The organism is Isoptericola chiayiensis (genome assembly GCF_013149805.1).
GTDB classification, from domain to species: Bacteria; Actinomycetota; Actinomycetes; order Actinomycetales; family Cellulomonadaceae; genus Isoptericola; species Isoptericola chiayiensis.
On the sequence record NZ_JABEZT010000005.1, the window covers coordinates 24420 to 43890 of the forward strand.

Genomic DNA, 19471 nt, shown 5'->3' on the forward strand with positions numbered 1-19471 from the left:
AGCGCGAGGAGCCCCCGCGGAGGGACGCCGAGGAACGAGGTGTACCGCAGCGAGGCACCGCAGCGGTCACGCAAGGAGGCAATCGCATGAGCGCGAGGAGCCCCCGCGGAGGGACGCCGAGGAACGAGGTGTACCGCAGCGAGGCACCGCAGCGGTCACGCAAGGAGGCAATCGCATGAGCGCGCCGAGCGCGGACCTGTCGCGCTGCTCGCTGAACACCGCCACGGTCAAGCACGCCTCGTTGACCGAGGCCGTCGAGGCGGCCGCGGCCGCCGGGATGGGCGGCGTCGGGCTGTGGCGCCACCAGGTCCAGGAGCACGGTGCCGAGACGGCCCGCAAGATCGTCGAGGACGCCGGGCTGCACGTGACCTCCCTGTGCCGCGGCGGGTTCCTCACGGCGTCGACCGACGAGGGCGTCCGGGACGCGATCGCGGAGAACACCCGCGCGTTCGAGGAGGCCGCCGGCGTCGGGACGCGCGAGGTGGTGTTCGTCGTCGGCGGGCTGCCCGGCTCGTCGCCGGAGGCACCGCCGTCGCCCGGTACGGACCGCGACGTCGTCGCCACCCGTGCGCGGGTGGCGGACCGCCTGGCCGACCTCGCACCGATCGCCGCGCAGCACGACGTGCGCATCGTGCTCGAGCCCCTGCACCCGATGTTCGCCGCGGACCGCGCGGTGGTCTCCACGCTGGGGCAGGCGCTCGACCTGGCCGCGCCGTTCGACCCGAGCACGGTCGGCGTCGTCGTGGACACCTACCACGTGTGGTGGGACCCGGCGCTGCAGGACTCGATCGCTCGGGCCGGCCGGGAGGGCCGGATCGCCGGGTACCAGGTGTGCGACTGGAACCTGCCGTTCGCGACGACGGCGCTGAACTCGCGCGGGCACGTCGGTGACGGGTACATCGACTTCGCGACGGTCTCGTCCTGGGTGCGCGACGCCGGGTACACCGGCGACGTCGAGACCGAGATCTTCAACGAGGGGATCTGGGCGGCACCGCCGGTCGAGACCGCCCGGACCGTCGCGGAGCGGTACGCGGAGCACGTGGCGCCGCACCTCTGATCCCGCTCCCCACCCACCGTCAGGGCCCGCGACGCACCGCGTCGCGGGCCCTGCGCGGCACGGGCGGTCCCGTCCGACCGGTCGTGGTGATGCGTCTGACATCGACTTCGGCGCACCGGTTGTGTACCGTTTTCATCGGAACCCGACAGTGGGTTCGCGGACGAGGGAGCAGTACCCGCCACACGACAAGACTGCCGCGAAAGAGGTACGTCTCGTCATGGCCTGGATCGTTCTCGTCGTCTCGGGTGTGCTGGAGGCCGTATGGGCCACCGCGCTCTCCGCCTCCGACGGCTTCCGCAAGCCGAAACCCACCTTCCTGTTCGTCGTCGCGCTCGCCGCCAGCATGGCCGGCCTCGCATGGGCGATGACCGACCTCCCCACCGGCACCGCCTACGCCGTCTGGGTGGGGATCGGCGCCACCCTGACCGTCGTGTGGGGTTTCGTCACCGGACAGGACCGCGTCAACGTCGCGCGCATCCTCCTGCTGGTCCTTCTCGTCGGCTCCGTCGTGGGCCTCAAGGCGGTGAGCTGACCATGGCTTGGCTGATCCTGCTGCTCAGTGCCGTCGCCGAGGCTGTGTGGGCCACCGCGCTCGGCGCGTCCGAGGGCTTCTCCGTCCTCGGCCCCACGGTCGTGTTCTTCGTGTTCCTCGCCCTCTCCATGGCCGGCCTCGGCTGGGCCGTGCGCCGCATCCCGCTGGGCACCGCCTACGCGGTGTGGGTTGGCCTCGGCGCCGCCCTGACCGTGTCCTACGCGATGGCCACCGGAGAGGAGACCCTCTCCACCCTCAAGGTGGTGTTCCTCCTCGGGATCGTCGGAGCCGTCGTCGGCCTGAAGCTGGTCCCGCACGACGCACCCGCCACCGAGTCCGCCGGCACCGACGCCCCCCGCACGGAGCGCGAGGCCGACGTCCGCGACTGACCGGCGCGCCCCGCGCGGGTGGGGTCGCTCGCAGCCACCGGCGAGCGACCCCACCCACGGCGCCGTCCTGAATCCTGGCCAGCGGCAGCGCGCCGCCACGGCTAGGCTCCAGGACCACCGGAGTCCGCCCGGGGCGACATGCCGACCCAGTCAGCGAGGACCGTCGTGGAACACGCGTCGAACATCGCACTGCTGCTGATCCTGGTGCTGCTCGTCCGCGAGCTGCGGATCGCGCGACAGGTGGTGCGGTCCGACCCGAGCCTCGATCTACGCTCCAACGAACGCTTCCGGACCCTGCGGATGCAGCTGCTCGAGCCGCTGGTGGCTCTCGTCGTCGTCGGTGCCCTGTTGGCGGCCGATCTGCAGCACCACCCCGTGCACCTCGTCCTGGTGGTCGTCGGCGGCGCACTGGGCTACGCGTTCGGCGTCTACCGGGCGCGCACGACGTACGTGTCCTCGGTACCGCAGCACCGCGGGCTGGTGCTGCGGTACAACGTCGAGTCGTTCGTGGCGCTCGGGCTCCTCGTCGTGATCAAGGTCGTCGCCGAGCAGGACCTCCTGCCCGACGGCGGCGTCTTCCGCGCCGTCATCGCCGCCATGCTGGGCTTCCTCGTCGTCGAGTCGTTCGCCCGCGTGCTGCGGCTGGTCCGCTACTACCAGCGTGAGCGGGCCGAGGAGTGAGGAGCAGAGGGGCGGCAGCCCCGGACGCACGAGTGCCGTCCGGTAGGGAAGGTCGGGAACCGCACGGGGCGCCCGTTCGTCGTACCGTGTGGCCCGCCGGAACCCCTTTCCTCCGGCGGGCCACCACTCCCCCGCACCGAAGGTCACGATGAGCACAACCGCCCCCGCCCCGATCCTGCGCGCCGACGGCATGGCGGCCGGCTACGGCGGCGCCGACGTCGTCCGCGGCATCGACCTCGAGCTCTCGCCCGGCGCCGCGCCCGTCGGGATCGTCGGCCCCTCCGGAGCGGGCAAGTCCACCATCGTGCGGGCGCTGGTCGGTCAGGTGAAGCCCACGCAGGGGCGGGTGACCTGGCACGGCCGCACCGTCAGCCGCATCGGCCTGCGGGACAAGAAGGCGTTCCGCACCCAGGTGCGACGCGTCGCGCAGGAGGGCATCGCCGACGTCGACCCGCGCTGGACCGTCGACCGCGTGCTCGGCAAGGCCCTGAGCGATGCCCGCAAGGCCGGCAACGCCTCCGGGAGCACCGTGGCCGAGCTGCTCGACGACGTCGCGCTGGAGGCCCGCTTCGCGGCCCGGCAGGTCGGCACGCTGGCCGGCGGGGAGAAGCAGCGTGTCGCCCTGGCGGTCGCGCTGGCGACCCGCCCGGGCGCCCTGCTGCTGGACGAGCCGCTCACCGCCGTCGACCCGGCCATGCGCGGCGAGGTCGTGCGGCGACTCGGCGAGTCCACGGCCGCGCAGGGCACCGCCGTGCTGCTCGTCACCCACGACCTGGAGCTCGTGGAGCGCCTCTGCCCCACCGTGCACGTCCTGGCCGACGGCACGTTCGTGGACTCCGGAGAGCTGTCCGCCGTGCTGGGCCGCGCCGAGCACCCGGCCGTCCGTGACCTGGCCGAGGCCGCTCCCCTGGCGGTCCAACGATTCCGGTGAGTGCCTGGGGCGCCCAACGAGCGCGCCACCGCTCCCCCGGGTAGCGTCGATCCGGACCTCGAGCCCCCAGCGGAGGAGTGACGATGCTCGTCGTGCAGCGCGCAACACCTGCGGTGACGCGGTGAACGCTGCCCGCCTGCTCGGCACCTGGCGCGTGGACGACGCCGAGTCCCTCGGTCACGTCCGCGACCAGGTGAACACCGCCCTGGACGGGATGCCCGCCGAGGGGTGCTGCCGCATGGCGGCCGAGCAGCTGCCCGACATCGTGCTCATCGCCAGCGAGCTCGCGACCAACGCCCTGCGGCACGCCGGCTCGTCGGCACTCGTGGAGCTGTGGTGCGACGAGCGCGGCCTGGTGGTCTCCGTCATGGACCACCGCCCCGACGCCCCGCCCGTGCTCTCCGTGGACCGTGACCTCGGGAAGGGCGGGTTCGGGCTCCAGCTCGCGCTGCGCATCGCGGACGACGTCGGCTGGTACCGCACCGCGGGCGACGCGAAGCACGTCTGGGCCCGCTTCAAGCCGGCCGGGGCGGACCGGCCCGTCCGGCACGTCGCGACGGCCCGGCACCACCGCCGTGCCGAGCCGCCCGCGATCGCCTGACTCAGCCCGCCGGCGCGGTCTGCGGCTCGTACCGCACGGGTCGCGCCGAGCGGCGCACGACGCCGCGCAGCGCCGGCAGGTCTCCGGCCAGCACGCCCACGGCACGGGCCTGCACGACGACGTTGCCGAGCGCCGCACCCTCCACCGGCCCGGCGACCACCGGCAGACCGGTCACGTCGGCGGTGAGGCGGCACAGCAGCTCGTTCTGCGAGCCGCCGCCCACCACGTGCAGCACGTCCACCTCGCGGCCGGACAGGTGCGTCACCTCGGCGAGCACCCGCCGGTAGGCGTCGGCGAGGGAGTCGAGGATGCACCGCACCACCGGCCCCACGCCGTCGGGCACAGGCTGGCCGCTCGCCCGCGCGGCGTCGGCGAGGCGGGCCGGCATGTCGCCGGGCTGCAGGAACTCGGGGGCGTCCACGTCGACGACGGTCCGCCCCGGTTCGGCCTCCGCGGCCGCCGCGAGGGCGTCCGCGAGCGCCACCTCGGTCCCGGCCTCGCGCCAGGTGCGCAGGGTCTCGGACAGCACCCAAAGCCCCATGACGTTCTTGAGGTAGCGGACGGTGCCGTCGACGCCGAGCTCGTTGGTGACGTTCGCGAGCCGGCTCTCCTCGGTGAGCACGGGGGCGTCGAGCTCGACGCCCACGAGGGACCAGGTGCCGGACGAGACGTAGGCGAACCGTTCGTCCTCGGCGGGCACGCCGACGACGGCGGAGGCGGTGTCGTGCGAGCCGACGGCGACGACGGGGACGGCGCCGAGGCCGGTGGCGGCCTGCACGGTGCCGGTCAGGTGTCCGACGACGGTCCCCGGCTCGACGGGGTCGGCCAGCCGGGCGCGCAGGTCGCCCAGCTCGGGGTACTCGGCCTGCAGCGCCTCGATCACCGGGTCGGACCACCGGCGGGTGGTGGCGTCGAGCAGCCCGGTGGTGGAGGCGTTCGTGACCTCGGCGACCGTCACGCCGGTGAGCCAGGACCCGAGGAGGTCCGGGATGAGTCGGATCGAGTCCACCAGGGGCCAGGTGGCGTCGTGCCGGCCTGCGACGAGCTGGAACTCGGTGTTGAACGGCAGGGTCTGCAGCCCGTTGACGCCGTAGTGCTCGCTGTGACCGAGCCGGTCCAGGACGTCGTCCGCGACGCCGGTCAGCCGCGGGTCGCGGTGGTGGCGGGGGTTGCCGAGCAGCGACCCGTCGGCGGCGACGGACGCGTAGTCCACCGCCCAGGAGTCGATGCCGATCGCCGCGACGGGCACGCCGCGCTGCCGGGCGAGGTCCCCGGCGGCCCGCAGGCCGTCGAGGGCGCCTCGCCACAGGTGCAGCAGGTCCCAGTGCAGCGCGGTGCCGTGCGCCTCGGGCACCTCGACGGGACCGTTGGTGAACCGGCCCACCTCGGTGAGCTCGACGCGCTCGTCCCCGGCGCCCCCGGTGACGACGCCGAGCATGACGCGGCCGCTGGTGGCCCCGAGGTCGACGGCGACGAACCCGCTCATCGCAGGAACGCCTGCGCCACACCCGCGTCGACGGGAACGTGCAGGCCGGTGGTGTGCGAGAAGTCCGCGGTGCACAGCGAGAACGCGACGTTGGCGATGTTCTCCGGCAGCACCTCACGCTTGAGCAAGGTGCGCTGGGCGTAGAACTTGCCCAGGTCCTGCTCCTCGATGCCGTAGGTCTTGGCGCGGTTCGCGCCCCACCCGGAGGCGAAGATGCCCGAGCCGCGCACCACGCCGTCGGGGTTGATGCCGTTGACCTTGATGCCGTGCTCGCCGAGCTCGGCGGCCAGCAGGCGCACCTGGTGGGCCTGGTCGGCCTTGGTGGCCGAGTAGGCGATGTTGTTCGGGCCGGCGAACACCGAGTTCTTCGAGGAGATGTAGATGACGTCGCCGCCGAGCTTCTGGTCGACGAGGATCCGCGCGGCGTTCTTGGACACGAGGAACGAGCCCTTGGCCATGACGTCGTGCTGCAGGTCCCAGTCGGCCTCGGTGGTCTCGAACAGCGTTTTGGACAGCGACAGACCCGCATTGTTCACGACGATGTCGACGCCGCCGAATGCGAGCACGGCCTCGTTCAGCGCGGCCTGCACCGCGGCCTCGTCGGCGACGTTCGCGGCGAGCCCGACGGCGACGTCGGTCGAGCCGATCTCGCTCGCCACGGCCTGCGCCTTCTCGGCGTCGAGGTCCGCGACGACGACGCAGGCACCCTCGGCGGCCAGACGCTCGGCGATGGCCTTGCCGATGCCGGAGGCCGCGCCGGTGACGAAGGCGATGCGGGTGGCGAGGGGCTTCGGCTTCGGCTTGCGCTGCAGCTTGGCCTCCTCCAGCGCCCAGTACTCGATGCGGAACTTCTCCGACTCGTCGATCGGGGCGTAGGTGGACAAGGCCTCGGCGCCGCGCATCACGTTGATGGCGTTGACGTAGAACTCGCCGGCCACGCGGGCGGTCTGCTTGTCGCCGCCGTAGGAGAACATGCCGACGCCCGGCACGAGGACGATCAGCGGGTCGGCGCCGCGGATCGCGGGCGGCTCCTCGCCACGCTCGCGCGCCTCGGCGGCGCCGCGCTCGTAGTAGGCGGTGTAGTCGGCGCGGTAGGCCTCGTGGAGGGTGTCGAGCCGCTCGGCGATCTGCTCGACGCTCGCGGTGGCCGGCAGGTCGATCACGAGCGGCTTGACCTTGGTGCGCAGGAAGTGGTCGGGGCACGAGGTGCCCAGGGCGGCGAGCTCCGGGTGCTTCTCTGAGGCAAGGAACTCGAGGACGACCTCGGAGTCGGTGAAGTGGCCGACCTGCGGCTTGTCGTGGGAGGCGATCGCGCGCAGGTGCGGGGCCAGGGCGGCGGCCTTGGCGCGGCGCTCGGCCTCGGGCAGGGCTCCGTAGCCGTCGAGGGCCGGGCCGAAGGGCTCGGCCTTGCCGTTGGCGGCGATGTACTCGGCGGCGGTGTCGATGATCCACAGCGAGTTGGCCTCGGCCTCCTCGGCGGTGTCGCCCCAGGCGGTGATGCCGTGGCCGCCCAGGACCGTGCCGATGGCGTCCGGGTTGGCCTTCTTGATCTCGGCGATGTCGAGCCCGAGCTGGAAGCCGGGACGGCGCCACGGCACCCAGACGACCTTGCCGCCGAAGATCTTCGCGGTCAGGTCCGGACCGTCGACGGCGGTCGCGATCGCGATGCCGGAGTCGGGGTGCAGGTGGTCGACGTGCTTGGCATCGACGAGCCCGTGCATGGCGGTATCGATGCTGGGGGCGGCGCCGCCCTTGCCGTGCAGGCAGTAGTCGAACGCGGCGACCATCTCGTCCTCGCGCTCGACGCCCGGGTAGACGTCGACCAGCGCGCGCATGCGGTCGAGCCGCAGGGTGGCCAGGCCCTTCTCGGTCAGGGTGCCCAGGTCGCCGCCGGAGCCCTTGACCCACAGCAGCTCGACGTCCTGGCCGGTGACCGGGTCGGTCTCGACGCCCTTGGCCGAGGTGTTGCCACCGGCGTAGTTGGTGTTCTTCGGGTCGGCGCCCAGGCGGTTGGACCGCTCGACCAGAGCGGCAACGGTCTCGTTCGTCATCGGTTGCTCCACAAGGTGGTGTGTCGGTGGATCAGGCAGGTAGTTCGTGGGTGGTGCCGACCAGCGCGTCGGACGTGAGCCAGGCGGCGACGCGCGCGAGGCTGCGCGCGCACCCGGGGTCGTCCGGCTGGTTGAGGTGACCGTGGGTGGTGCCGTCCTCGCGCACGACCATGACGTCGGTGCCGGCCGCGGCCAGCTCGGCGGCGTACGTCTCCCCGGAGGACCGCAGCGCGTCGTGGTCGGAGTTGACCACCAGGTGCGGGGGCAGCCCGCGCAGGTCCTGCCCGCCGGGGAACGCGTACGGCACCTCCGGTCCGCCGTCGTGCCCCAGGTAGTTGTCGTTCATGGCCCGCACTGCCGCCGGAGGAAAGTTCCGGTCCGGCGGCAGCGCGGAGATCTTGGCGGCCAGCTCCGGCCACGGCGTGGGCAGCTCGTAGTGCGCCACGGGGTAGGCGAGCACCACGCTGCGCGGGGTCGGGCGCACGGTGCACGACGGCGGGACAGGCGCCGCGTCGTCCTGCCCGCCCGCCGCGTCGCGCAGCCGCAGCGCCGCACCGGCGGCGAGGTTGCCCCCGGCGCTGGCACCGCCGAGCGACCAGCGCCGTGCCGGGACGCCGAGGTCGGCGCCGGTCGCCCAGGCGAAGGCGAAGGCGACCTCGCGGGAGGCGACCGGGAAGCGGGTGCCGTCGGCGGCCAGGACGGCGGAGAGCCCGCCGGTCAGGTCGCCGGCGGCGAGCGCCTCGCGGTAGTCGACGGCGGGCACCAACGTGTAGTCGACGCTGACGACCACGACGCGGCGGCCGGCCAGCGTGCGGGCCACGTGGTCCGCCTCGGGCATGTCGAGGTCGCCGTGCATGAAGGCCCCGCCGTGCGCCCACACGAGCCCGGCGACCGGCGTCGTGCCGGCCGGGACGTCGTAGACGCGGACCCGCAGGTCCCCGTGCGGACCGTCGAGCACGTGCTCGACGGTCCGCACGGCGTCGGAGGTGACGGTCATGGGCTCAGGCTCCCCAGCCGGCCTGCTGGCCGCCGACGCGCTCGGCGGCGATCTTCGGCAGGTAGCCGGACTCGGCGAACGCGGCCATCGGGTCGGCGGGCAGCCCGCGCTGCTCGCGGTAGGCGGCGAGCATCGGGCGCACGTCGGTGTAGAAGGCGTCCATGTAGATCGCGTTGGCCTCGAGCACGTCGCCGTTCTCCTGGGCCTTCGTCAGGGCGTCACGGTCGAGCAGCAGCGCGCGGGCCGTCATCTCCTGGACGTTGAGCACCGAGCGGATCTGGCCGGGCACCTTGTCCTCGATGTTGTGGCACTGGTCGAGCATCAGCGCGACCTCGGAGCCCTCGTCGAGACCGCCACCGCGGATCACCTCGGCCATGATGCGGAAGAGCTGGAACGGGTCGGCGGCGCCGACGATGAGGTCGTCGTCGGCGTAGAAGCGCGAGTTGAAGTCGAACGAGCCGAGCTTCCCCAGGCGCAGCAGCTGGGCGACGATGAACTCGATGTTCGTGCCCGGCGCGTGGTGGCCGGTGTCCAGGCAGACGAAGGCCTTCTCGCCGAGGGCGGCGACCTGGGCGTAGGAGGTGCCCCAGTCCGGGACGTCCGTGTGGTAGAACGCCGGCTCGAAGAACTTGTACTCCAGCACCATCCGCTGCTCGTCGCCGAGCCGGGCGTAGATCTCGGCGAGGGACTCGTGCAGCAGGTCCTGGCGGGTGCGGAGGTCGGCCTGGCCCGGGTAGTTGGACCCGTCGGCGAGCCAGATCTTGAGGTCCTTGGACCCGGTGGCGTCCATGATCTCGAGGCACTCGAGGTGGTGGTCGATCGCCTGGCGGCGCACGGCGGGGTCGGTGTGCGTCAGGGAGCCGAACTTGTAGGCGTCGTCCTGGAACGTGTTGGAGTTGATGGTGCCGAGGTCGACGCCCTGGTCGTTGGCGTAGCGGCGCAGCGCGGCGTAGTCGTCGACCTTGTCCCACGGGATGTGCAGCGCGACGGTGGGCGCCAGGCCGGTCAGGCGGTGCACCTGGGCGGCGTCGGCGATCTTCTCCTCGGGGTCGCGGGGCGTGCCCGGCGTGGAGAACACCTTGAAGCGGGTGCCGGAGTTGCCGTAGGCCCAGGACGGCACCTCGATGGCGAGGCGGTCCAGGACTCCGGTGATGTCGTCGAAGCTGGGCATGGTTCCTTCTCTCAGTCCTGGTTCTCCGCGGCGTCGGCCGCGGCGAGCTGCGACTCCAGGTGGAAGACCTGGGTGAGCTCGGTCATGGTCTCGTCGGGGCCGTCGCCGTCGAAGAACTCGGCCATCTCCGCCTGCCAGCGGGCGTTGACCTCGGTCAGGCCCATCCGGGCGCGGGCGGCGTCGGGGTCGTCGCTCTCGAAGTAGCCGACGACCTGCCCGTCGGGGGAGGTGAAGATCGAGTAGTTCTCCCACCCTGCGTCACGCAGGGCGCGCAGCATCTCGGGCCACACCTCGCCGTGGCGGCGGCCGTACTCCTCCAGCCGGTCGGGGTGGACCCGGAACTGGAACATGACCCGACGCTTGCCGTCGTCGTGCACTCGTCCTCCTCGCATCGTCATCGACGCGCGCGATGAATCGTTTCAACGTTACCAAGGTACCCGGGAGGCGCCGTGGTGCGCAAGGTCCATCCTGCCCGACGGCGGGAAGCGGTTTCCACCCGGGCGGCGCGGCAGCCCGCACCCCGGCCGACGAACCGATACGATCCCTGCACCGCCGCGCGTCCCGCGGCCACCCCGCCCCGGGCCTGTCGACGAGGAGAGGAACCATGCCGCCGCGCACCAAGCGCAGGACGTCGATCGCCGACGTCGCGAAGCTCGCCGAGGTCTCGGTCGGCACGGTCTCCAACGTCCTGAACCGCCCCGACCGGGTCTCCCCCGCCACTCGCGAGCGCGTCGAGTCCGCCATCGCGGAGCTGTCGTTCGTGCGCAACGGCTCCGCCCGCCAGCTCCGTGCCGGCACCATCACCACCGCCGGCGCCATCGTCCTCGACATCGCCAACCCGTTCTTCACCGACGTGGCCCGCGGCATCGAGGACCGCCTCGACGAGGCCGGGTACACGCTCATGCTCGCCAGCTCCGACGAGGACCCGGAGCGTGAGGCCCGCTACCTACGCCTCTTCGAGGAGCACGGCGTCCAGGGCGTCATGGTGGTGCCGTCCGGCCCGGAGATCGAGCACCTGCTGACCCTGCGCGAGCGCGGGCTGCGGATCGTCCTGCTGGACCGCCCCTCCCCCGACCCGAGCGTCTCCTCGGTCGCCGTCGACGACCGCGCGGGCGCCGCCGCTGCGGCCCGCCACCTGCTGGACCTCGGCCACGAGCACCTCGCGTTCCTCAATGGCCCGCACACCATCCGCCAGTGCGCCGACCGCTCCGCGGGGCTCCGGGACGCCCTGTCCGAGGCCGGGCTCGACGTCGACGAGGCGCTCGAGGAGATCACGATCACCGCGCTCAACGCCGACGGCGGCCAGGCCGGCACCGAGCAGATCCTCGCCATGGACGCCCGCCCCACGGCCACGATGTGCGTCAACGACCTCACCGCCCTCGGGGCGCTGCGCACCCTGCGCGCCGCCGAGGTCCCCGTCCCGTCGGGGATGGCCGTGGTGGGGTACGACGACGTCACCTTCGCGGGCGAGCTCGCCACGCCGCTGACGTCGGTGCGCCAGCCCATGCACCGACTCGGCCACCGCGCCGCCGACCTGCTCCTGGCCGAGTCCGAGGCACCCGAGCAGGTCGTCTTCCAGCCCGAGCTCGTGGTGCGCGAGTCCACCACCGGGACGGGCTGAAGTGATGCCGACGCGCCCCACGGACCCCGCGACCCCCGCCACGGCGCACGTTCCGCTGCCGACACCGCTGTGGCGCGACCCCGTGCACGACGGCGCCACCGACCCGATCGTCGTCCGCCACCCGAGCGGCACCTGGCGCATGCTGTGGACGCAGCGCCGGCCGTCCGCCGTCGGACCGGGCGTGACCTGGGTGCACGGCACCGACCTGGGCGTGGCCGAGTCCGACGACGGCGGAGCCACGTGGCGCTACCTCGGCACCCTGGGCGCCGAGGACGGCCTGCCCGTGACCGGGACCGCGCCGCGGGACACCTACTGGGCGCCGGAGATCATCGAGGTCGACGGCACGTTCCACATGTTCCTGACCGTGGTGCCCGGCGTGCCGGACGGGTGGCCCGGGCATCCCCGGTGGATCCACCACCTGACCAGCACCGACCTGGACCGCTGGACCGACCACGGCCCCCTGCCCCTGAGCTCCGGGCGCGCCATCGACGCGTGCGTGCACGCGCTGCCCGACGGCGGATGGCGGCTCTGGTACAAGGACGAGGCCGACGGGTCCACCACGTGGGCGGCCGACTCCGCCGACCTGTGGACCTGGATCGTCCGCGGGCAGGTGATCGGCGGGCGACCGCACGAGGGCGCGAAGGTCTTCCGGCTGTCCGGCTGGTACTGGATGGTGGTCGACGAGTGGCGCGGCCAGATGGTGTACCGGTCGAGCGACCTGGACACCTGGGACCCGCAGGGCCTGGTACTCGACTCCTCCGCGGACCGTCCCGACGACGTCGCACCCGGTCACCACGCGCACGTCGAGGTGCTGTCACCCGACCCGGACGCCGGCGACGCCGTCGCGTGGATCGTCTACTTCACGCACCCCGAGCGGGACACCGCGCCCGCCGAGTCCGCCGCGGCCCGCAGGTCCAGCGTGCTCGTCGCCGAGCTGCGGGTACGGGACGGTCTGCTCGAGTGCCACCGCGGGGAGATCCGCACGCGGCTGCCGCACTGAGGCAGCCCCCCCCCCCCACCGGCACCACGGCCCGCCGACGACGAAGGAGCCCGCCCGGATCTCTCCGGGCGGGCCCCTTCTCGTTCGTCAGCCGGTCAGGCCCGACGACGCAGCCAGAGGAACGCTCCACCGGCACCGATGAGCAGCAGCGCACCGATCGCGAACAGCGCGACGTCCGAACCCGTCTGCGGCAGCGCCGGCGAGGTCGGCTGGGCCGCGGGCGTCGGCTCGTCGTCGACGATCGGGTCCACGCCGCCCTGGCCGGGCTCCGGCTCGGCCGGCGGGTTCGCGCACTCCGGCGTCGCGTCCGGGTAGTCGAGGGCGACCGCGATGTCCGGGTTGACCACGAGCGTCGCGTCGACGTCGCCGCGCGTCCAGGCGTAGTTCTCGTCGGTCTCGACCCAGCGCCCCTCGGCGTCCTGGGTCCAGCCCGGCCACCCCGTCGCCGTCACACCGTCGTCGGCCACCGAGGCACCCGGCCAGAGCGCCCGGCCGGACAACGTGCCGTCCTCGCCGAGCACACCGAGGGAGATCGTCGCCTCGTTCGTCCCGTCGGTCAGCACCAGGTAGGCCGGGTACTGGCCGTTCTCGTCGGGGACGGCCTGGCCGTCCGGGTCCTCGAGCTCGATCTCGTAGGCGATCCACGGGGCGTCGGCCACGCACTCGCCCACCGCGACGGAGCCGTCGAGGGAGGCCTTCGTCGGCTCGGGGGTCTCGGTCGGCGTCGGGGTCGGGTCCTCCGAGGGCTCCGGCGACGGCTCCTCCGTGGGCTCGTCGGACGGGGACGGGCTGGGCCCCGGCGTCGGGTCCTCCGACGGAGACGGAGACGGGCTCGGCTCCAGCGAGGGCTCGTCGGACGGGGACGGCGTCGGGGTCGGGGTCGGGTCCTCCGAGGGCTCCGGCGACGGCTCCTCCGTGGGCTCGTCGGACGGGGACGGGCTGGGCTCCGGCGTCGGGTCCTCCGACGGAGACGGAGACGGGCTCGGCTCCACCGACGGCGACGGACTCGGTTCCGGGCACTGCTGGTCCTCGAACGTGCCGGTGAAGGTCCGGGTGGTCTTCTCGTCATCGAAGACGTAACCCTCGACCGCGGTCGCGACGATGGTCCACGTCTCAGGAGTCTCGAGCTCCGGCACGGAGTAGCTCACACCGACCGTGGGCACGCCCGTGACGGTGTCGTCGGTCAGGCCACACACGTCGGTCACCGAGACGGCCGGCTCGACCACCACGAGTTCCCAGCAGTCCTCGAGCTCGTCGATCACGGCGGTGAACGTCGCGACGCCCCCTTCCGCGGTCCAGCCGTCGCCCAGCTCGCCGAACTCCTGGTCCGCACCGAGAGTCACGGTCACGGTGTAGGCACCGGCGTCCAGATCGAGCAGGTCATCGCCGACGACCACCTCGCCCGCGGCGTCCTTCACCACGACCTCGGCGCCGACCGCCCCGTGGACCGCGATGCCCGCGGTGCTCACGATCGTCTGCCCGAGGACGACGCCGGGCTGCGCCTCGCACTGCGCCTGGGTCACCTCGACCACCGGCGAGACCTCTGCCGGGAGCTCGCCGCACTCGACGAAGCCCTTCCAGTGATAGTTCAGCGCGTTGACCTGGATCCAGACGATCGCGTAGTCCGTCCAACCCGGCCAGTCCGGGTGATCGGTCGGATCGAAGTGCGTGACTCCGGCGTACTCCTCGTCGGAGTCCGCGTGGAAGTTGAACTTTTGCGTCGTGCCGTCGAGAAGGTTCTGGACCTCGATGTTCACGTGCTCCCCGGCGGACAGACCGCCGTCCGGGTGCTCCAGCCCTTCGCACGTCGGGGCGAGGTAGGGAACCTCGCGGACCGAGACGTGGCTGATCGCGTGGACCTTGCCCGACTCGTCGTCCGGGGCGTCGATGCTCAGGGTCGTCACGCCCGGGTCGACGTCCACGATCTCGACCGTCTGGCCGGCCTTGACGCAGAACTGCACGATGTACTGCCCGGCCAAGGCGTCGACCTCGACCTGGAGGGCCTCGCCGTCGCCGTCGGTCGACGTCGCGTGGTCGCCGATCTCGTCGCTGTCGATCTTGCGCCACACGCCGCCGGAGTCGTTGTCGTTGCCTTCCGGGCAGACCTGTTGGCCGTTGCCGGTAGGGACCGCCATCGCGCCGGGCTGCGCGACGGCTCCGGGCACGCCGACGACGGCACCGAGCATCAGGAGCGCGAGCGCGGCGAGCATCGCCAGCGGGGCTCGGAGGCGGGTGAGGGTCATGGGTGCGGACTCGCTCTCACACGGAAGGATTCGGGTGGCCGCGGGAAGCCTAGAGGAGTCGTCGGTCCAGGTGGCGACCAGATTTCACCCTCAGGATGCGAGCCACGGGCAACCGTGCTAGCGAGAACGGCATCAGGTCAACGATCGTGCACGCAGGTCGATCAGAGACATCACGGACACCGTGATGCAAACGTGATCGAATTTCACCCGTCGCAACAACCACGTTTCCGGTTTTGAATCGGTTCATGCGACACTGTTCCGCATGCGACGACGCACCACCCCGCCCCTCTTCGACCCGACCGCCGTCCGCCCCTGGAACGCGCAGATCGACGGTCTCGGCTACGGCGGGGACTACAACCCCGAGCAGTGGCCCGACGAGGTCCGTGTCGAGGACCTGCGCCTCCTGCGCGAGGCCGGGGTCAACGTGCTGTCGGTCGCGATCTTCGCCTGGGCCACGATCGAGCCCCGTGAGGGCGAGCTGGACTGGACCTGGCTCGACGAGACCATGGACCGCCTCCACGCCGCCGGCATCCAGGTCGCCCTGGCCACCGCGACCGCGTCGCCGCCGCCGTGGCTGACCCGCAAGCACCCGGAGATCCTGCCCCGTCTGGCGGACGGCACGGTGCTGCATCAGGGCGCCCGCCAGTCGTACTCGGTCACGCACCCGCTGCACCGCGAGTACGCGCTGCGCATGACCGCCCGCATGGCCGAGCGCTACGGCGACCACCCGGCGCTGGCGCTGTGGCACGTGGACAACGAGATCGGCTGCCACGTCCCGCGCGACTACTCCGACGCCGCGGCGGCCGCGTTCCGCGTCTGGCTCGCCGAGCGCTACGGCACGATCGAGCGGCTCAACGAGGCCTGGGGCACCGCCTTCTGGTCCCAGCGGTACGCCACGTTCGAGGACGTGCTGCCACCGCTGGTCGCCCCCATGTTCTCCAACCCCACCCAGCAGCTCGACTTCGACCGGTTCAGCTCGGACGCGCTCCTCGACTACTACCGGGACCTGCGCGACACCCTGCGCGAGCTCACGCCGCACGTGCCCACGACGACGAACCTCATGACCACGTCGACCACCAAGGGCATGGACTACTTCTCGTGGGCGGACGACCTCGACGTCGTCGCCAACGACCACTACACGATTGCCGCCGACCCCGACCGGCACGTCGAGCTCGCCCTGTCGGCAGACCTGTCGCGCGGTGTCGCAGGCGGCGAGCCGTGGATGCTCATGGAGCACTCGACGTCGGCCGTGAACTGGCAGCCCCGCAACCGCGCCAAGCTCCCCGGCGAGATGCTGCGCAACTCGCTCCAGCACGTCGCCCGCGGGGCCGACGCCGTCATGTACTTCCAGTGGCGCCAGTCGAAGGCGGGCGCCGAGAAGTACCACTCGGCGATGCTGCCGCACGCCGGCACCGACACCGACGTCTGGCGGAACACGGTCGAGCTCGGCGACGCGCTGCGCCGGCTCGGCGAGGTCCGCGGCTCCCGCGTCACCTCCCGCGCCGCGCTCCTGGTGGACTACCCGGCGTGGTGGGCGGCCGAGCTGGACTCCCACCCCACGCAGGACCTGCGCTACATGGACGAGGTCCGGGCCTGGTACGCCGCGCTGTGGAGCCGCGGCGTCACGGTCGACACGGTCACCCCGCGCGCCGACCTCGACGGCTACGACCTGATCGTCGTGCCCACCCTGTACCTGGTCGACGACGAGGGTGCGGAGAACGTCGCGGCCGCGGCCGAGCGCGGGGCCACGGTCGTGGTGACGTTCTTCTCCGGCATCGTCGACGAGAACGACCAGGTACGCCTCGGCGGCTACCCCGGCGCTTTCCGCGACCTGCTGGGCGTGCGGACCGAGGAGTTCACCCCGCTGCAGGAGGGCGAGTCCGTGCGCGTGGTCGGCAAGGCCGTCGACGGCGAGGCGAGCGCCGACCTGTGGGGCGAGAAGACGCACGTCGCCGACGGCACCGAGGTCACCGCCACGTACGACGACGGTCCGCTGGCCGGGCGTCCGGCGGTCACCCGCCGCTACGTCGGCTCGGGCGCCGCCTGGTACGTGGGCACCCGGTTGCGACGCGACGGGCTGGACGCGCTCGTGGGTCGTCTGGTCGAGGAGTCCGGCGTGGTGCCCGAGGTCGTGGCCCCGGCAGGCGTCGAGGTCGTCCGGCGCCACGCCGACGACGGCGCGACGAGCTGGCTGTTCGCGATCAACCACACCGACGAGGCTGCCGCTCTGGACACGCCGCCGGGCACCGAGCTGCTCACGGGGAGCGCCGTCGACGGGTGGCTCGACGTCCCCGCCGGAGCCGTCCGGGTGCTGCGCACCACCGCCTGATCCCGGAGGATCCCGTGCATGCTCACGACGTCGTGAGCGGCCCGGTCGGGCCGTACGCCTTCGTCTTCTGGAACGACGACCTTGACGACGCGGCGGTGGTGGACCGGCTCCGCGAGCTGGCGGGCGCCGGGTTCGTCGGGGTGACGCTCAGCGCCCGCGTCGGCCTGAGCCGCCGGGTCGGCTACCTCACGGACGAGTACCTGCGGCTGGTGCGCGTCGCCGTGGACGAGTGCGCGCGCCTCGGCCTGGCGGTGATGCTCTACGACGAGGCGTCCTACCCGTCCGGCTCGGCGAACGGCGCCGTCGTCGCCCGCGACCCGGGCCACGCGGCCCGGTGCCTCGTGCCCGTGGTGCGTGACGTCGTCGTACCCGGGAACGACGACGGCGCCGCGGCCGTGCCCGGGTACTGGCGCCCCGCACTGGGCCGGGACCTGGACGCCCGGCTGCTGGCGGTCGTCGCCCGCCGTGTGCACGACGGCGTCCCGGCCGACGACGGCGCCCGCCTGCTGCCGGTGCGCGCCCCCGGCGTCGTGCTCCTCGACCTGGCACCCGGCACCTGGCAGGTGACCGCGGTGTACGACGCGGCCAGCGGCGGCACGATCCGCGGCGCGCACGCCGAGGAGGACGACGGTTCGGCCCTCGCCCCGCCCGCCGCGGACCTGCTGGACCCGGCCGCGGTGGCGGCGTTCGTCGAGCTCACCCACGACGCCTACGCCGCGGCGCTCGACGACCACCTCGGCTCCACCGTCGTGGCGATGTTCACCGACGAGCCGTTCCTGCTCGGCCGCGGGCACCGCCCGCACGCCCGCCCGTACACGCGAGGGCTGGAGGACGAGGCCGCGAGCGCCCTGGGCACCGACCGCGACGACGTGCTGCGCCGTCTGCCGACCCTGTGGGACGACGACGGCACGCGCCCGGGCGGCACCGACCCGGCCGCCAGCGGGTTCGCGCGGACGTGGGCCGACGTGGTCCGCGACCGGCTCGCCCGCGTCTACTACGGTGCGCTCGCCGCCTGGTGCGCACGCCACGGCATCGCGCTGACCGGGCACCCGGCCGAACCGGACGACCTCGCCACGACCGGTCTGCTGGACTGGCCGGGCCAGGACACGGTCTGGCGGTGGGTGCTGCCCGGTCCGACGGCCCTGGAGGGCCCCGAGTCCACGGCCGCGAAGGTGGCGGCGAGCGCGGCACGGCGGCGCGGCGCACCCGCGCTGACGGAGGTGCTGGGGGCGTACGGGTGGCGGCTGGACCTGGACGAGGCACGCTGGCTGCTGGACTGGTACCTGTCGCGCGGGGTGACGGTGCCGGTGTTCCACGCGTTCTTCGCCTCGGTGCGCGGCGGCCGGGCGTTCGAGAGCGAGCCGGACCTGGGCGTGCACAACTCGTGGTGGCCGCACCTGCCGCCGCTGGTGGCGTACGTGCGCCGGGTGGCCGAGCTGATGGCGGCGCACCCGCCGGTCTGGTCGGTGGGGGTGCTGTGCCCGCCGGACGCGGCGCCGTCGGGCGGTGTGGTGCGGGCGTTGCTCCAGGGCCAGGTGGACTTCGGGTACACGGTCGACGGCGCGGGGTACGACGTGGTGGTGGATCCGGCCGACGGCGTGCCGGACGCCGCGGCGGTCCGGCATCGTCTGGAGGAGCTGGGTCGGCCGGCGGTAAACTGCGTCCCGGCGGCGCCTGACCTCCGCGCCGTGGTGCTGGGGGACGACCGGGGCACGGTGTTCTTCCACGAGGGCGAGGAGCCGGTGGCCACGAGGGTCCGGGTCCCGCACGTCCCGGCCGAACCGTGCTGGTGGGACCCGTTCACGGACCGGCGGCACCCGGTGTCGGTCGCGAGCGACGGCCGGGTCGACCTGCGTCTGCGGCCCCGGCAGACCCTGGCGCTGGTGACACGCAGCGGCCCCGTCGAGGACGGGCACCCGCCGGACGGTCCGCGCGCCGGGGGCGATCCCGTCGAGCTGTCGGGCTGGACCGGGGTCCTGGAGCGAGCGATCTGCGACCTGGACGAGATCCAGGACGCACCCGGCGACGCTGCCGCGGAGGCACCCGTGCTGGGGCTCGGCGACTGGACGCAGCATCCGGTGCTGCGCCGGTTCGCGGGCACCTACCGCTACGCGACGACGTTCACGCCGACCGCTGCCGCACGCACGATCGACCTGGGGGACGTCGGCGGGGCCGCGACGGTGCTGGTCGACGGCGTCGTCGTGGGCCACGCGCTCTCGGCACCGTACGAGGTCGACCTGCCGGTGCTCGACGCCGGCGAGCACCGGCTCGAGGTGCTGGTCAGCAACAGCGCGGCGAACTACTACGAGGGTGCCGGCAGCCCGTCGGGGCTGATCGGGCCGGTCACCCTGCGGCCCCGGCACCACCGATGAGGGAGCACCG

Annotated in this window: 16 protein-coding genes and 1 riboswitch; of the genes, 10 read left to right on the top strand and 6 right to left on the bottom strand. The window is 73.0% G+C overall.

Annotated features, from left to right (window positions below; translation table 11 throughout):
- Positions 1–175 precede the first annotated feature (175 nt).
- The 6 genes from HDG68_RS10665 (at position 176) to HDG68_RS10690 (ending at position 4191) form a co-directional block, all read left to right on the top strand.
- Entirely contained in the window at positions 176–1057 is an 882-nt protein-coding gene (locus tag HDG68_RS10665; RefSeq protein WP_172151915.1) for a sugar phosphate isomerase/epimerase family protein, read from the top strand.
- Positions 1058–1192: 135 nt separating this feature from the next.
- A riboswitch (guanidine-III (ykkC-III) riboswitch) is annotated at positions 1193–1258 on the top strand.
- 16 nt (positions 1259–1274) lie between these two features.
- Positions 1275–1589, top strand: coding sequence for a DMT family transporter (locus HDG68_RS10670; protein ID WP_172151917.1), 315 nt, complete (start codon positions 1275–1277; stop codon positions 1587–1589).
- A gap of 2 nt (positions 1590–1591) precedes the next feature.
- Positions 1592–1978, top strand: coding sequence for a DMT family transporter (locus tag HDG68_RS10675; protein ID WP_172151919.1), 387 nt, complete (start codon positions 1592–1594; stop codon positions 1976–1978).
- Positions 1979–2143: 165 nt separating this feature from the next.
- On the top strand, positions 2144–2659 hold the full coding sequence (locus HDG68_RS10680; protein WP_172151921.1) for a hypothetical protein: 516 nt from the start codon (positions 2144–2146) through the stop codon (positions 2657–2659).
- 148 nt (positions 2660–2807) lie between these two features.
- Positions 2808–3590 carry an ABC transporter ATP-binding protein gene (locus HDG68_RS10685; RefSeq protein ID WP_172151923.1) on the top strand — a complete coding sequence of 261 codons (783 nt, stop codon included), beginning with the start codon at positions 2808–2810 and terminating at the stop codon, positions 3588–3590.
- Positions 3591–3711: 121 nt separating this feature from the next.
- Positions 3712–4191, top strand: coding sequence for an ATP-binding protein (locus HDG68_RS10690; protein ID WP_172151926.1), 480 nt, complete (start codon positions 3712–3714; stop codon positions 4189–4191).
- 1 nt (position 4192) lies between these two features.
- Here HDG68_RS10690 and HDG68_RS10695 read toward each other — a convergent pair whose 3' ends face one another.
- The 5 genes from HDG68_RS10695 to HDG68_RS10715 are packed head-to-tail and all read right to left on the bottom strand — an operon-like array spanning position 4193 to position 10273.
- The gene (locus HDG68_RS10695) at positions 4193–5677 is read right to left on the bottom strand and encodes a rhamnulokinase (RefSeq protein ID WP_172151928.1); all 1485 of its coding nucleotides are present in this window, start codon (positions 5675–5677) and stop codon (positions 4193–4195) included.
- Complete coding sequence (locus HDG68_RS10700; protein WP_172151931.1) at positions 5674–7728, bottom strand: bifunctional aldolase/short-chain dehydrogenase; 2055 nt, start codon at positions 7726–7728, stop codon at positions 5674–5676. Before HDG68_RS10700 ends, HDG68_RS10695 begins: the two co-directional genes overlap by 4 nt.
- Positions 7729–7759: 31 nt before the next feature.
- Complete coding sequence (locus tag HDG68_RS10705; RefSeq protein WP_172151933.1) at positions 7760–8725, bottom strand: alpha/beta hydrolase fold domain-containing protein; 966 nt, start codon at positions 8723–8725, stop codon at positions 7760–7762.
- Between the two features lie 4 nt (positions 8726–8729).
- The gene (gene rhaI, locus HDG68_RS10710) at positions 8730–9896 is read right to left on the bottom strand and encodes an L-rhamnose isomerase (RefSeq protein ID WP_172151936.1); all 1167 of its coding nucleotides are present in this window, start codon (positions 9894–9896) and stop codon (positions 8730–8732) included.
- An 11-nt stretch (positions 9897–9907) separates the two neighbouring features.
- Positions 9908–10273 carry an L-rhamnose mutarotase gene (locus tag HDG68_RS10715; RefSeq protein WP_343037535.1) on the bottom strand — a complete coding sequence of 122 codons (366 nt, stop codon included), beginning with the start codon at positions 10271–10273 and terminating at the stop codon, positions 9908–9910.
- A gap of 227 nt (positions 10274–10500) precedes the next feature.
- On the opposite strand from HDG68_RS10715, the gene HDG68_RS10720 reads away from it, so the two are divergent.
- Both HDG68_RS10720 and HDG68_RS10725 read left to right on the top strand, forming a co-directional pair.
- The gene (locus tag HDG68_RS10720) at positions 10501–11517 is read left to right on the top strand and encodes a LacI family DNA-binding transcriptional regulator (protein WP_172151938.1); all 1017 of its coding nucleotides are present in this window, start codon (positions 10501–10503) and stop codon (positions 11515–11517) included.
- Between the two features lie 4 nt (positions 11518–11521).
- Positions 11522–12517, top strand: coding sequence for a family 43 glycosylhydrolase (locus HDG68_RS10725; protein ID WP_172151940.1), 996 nt, complete (start codon positions 11522–11524; stop codon positions 12515–12517).
- A gap of 95 nt (positions 12518–12612) precedes the next feature.
- On the opposite strand, the gene HDG68_RS10730 is transcribed toward HDG68_RS10725, so the two are convergent.
- Positions 12613–14760 carry an LPXTG cell wall anchor domain-containing protein gene (locus HDG68_RS10730; protein WP_172151942.1) on the bottom strand — a complete coding sequence of 716 codons (2148 nt, stop codon included), beginning with the start codon at positions 14758–14760 and terminating at the stop codon, positions 12613–12615.
- Between the two features lie 262 nt (positions 14761–15022).
- Between HDG68_RS10730 and HDG68_RS10735 the strand changes: the two genes are divergently transcribed.
- Both HDG68_RS10735 and HDG68_RS10740 read left to right on the top strand, forming a co-directional pair.
- Positions 15023–17089 (top strand): beta-galactosidase, encoded by a 2067-nt coding sequence (locus tag HDG68_RS10735; RefSeq protein WP_172151944.1) that lies wholly within the window; start codon positions 15023–15025, stop codon positions 17087–17089.
- A gap of 32 nt (positions 17090–17121) precedes the next feature.
- Complete coding sequence (locus HDG68_RS10740) at positions 17122–19461, top strand: hypothetical protein (protein WP_216648324.1); 2340 nt, start codon at positions 17122–17124, stop codon at positions 19459–19461.
- Positions 19462–19471: the final 10 nt, after the last annotated feature.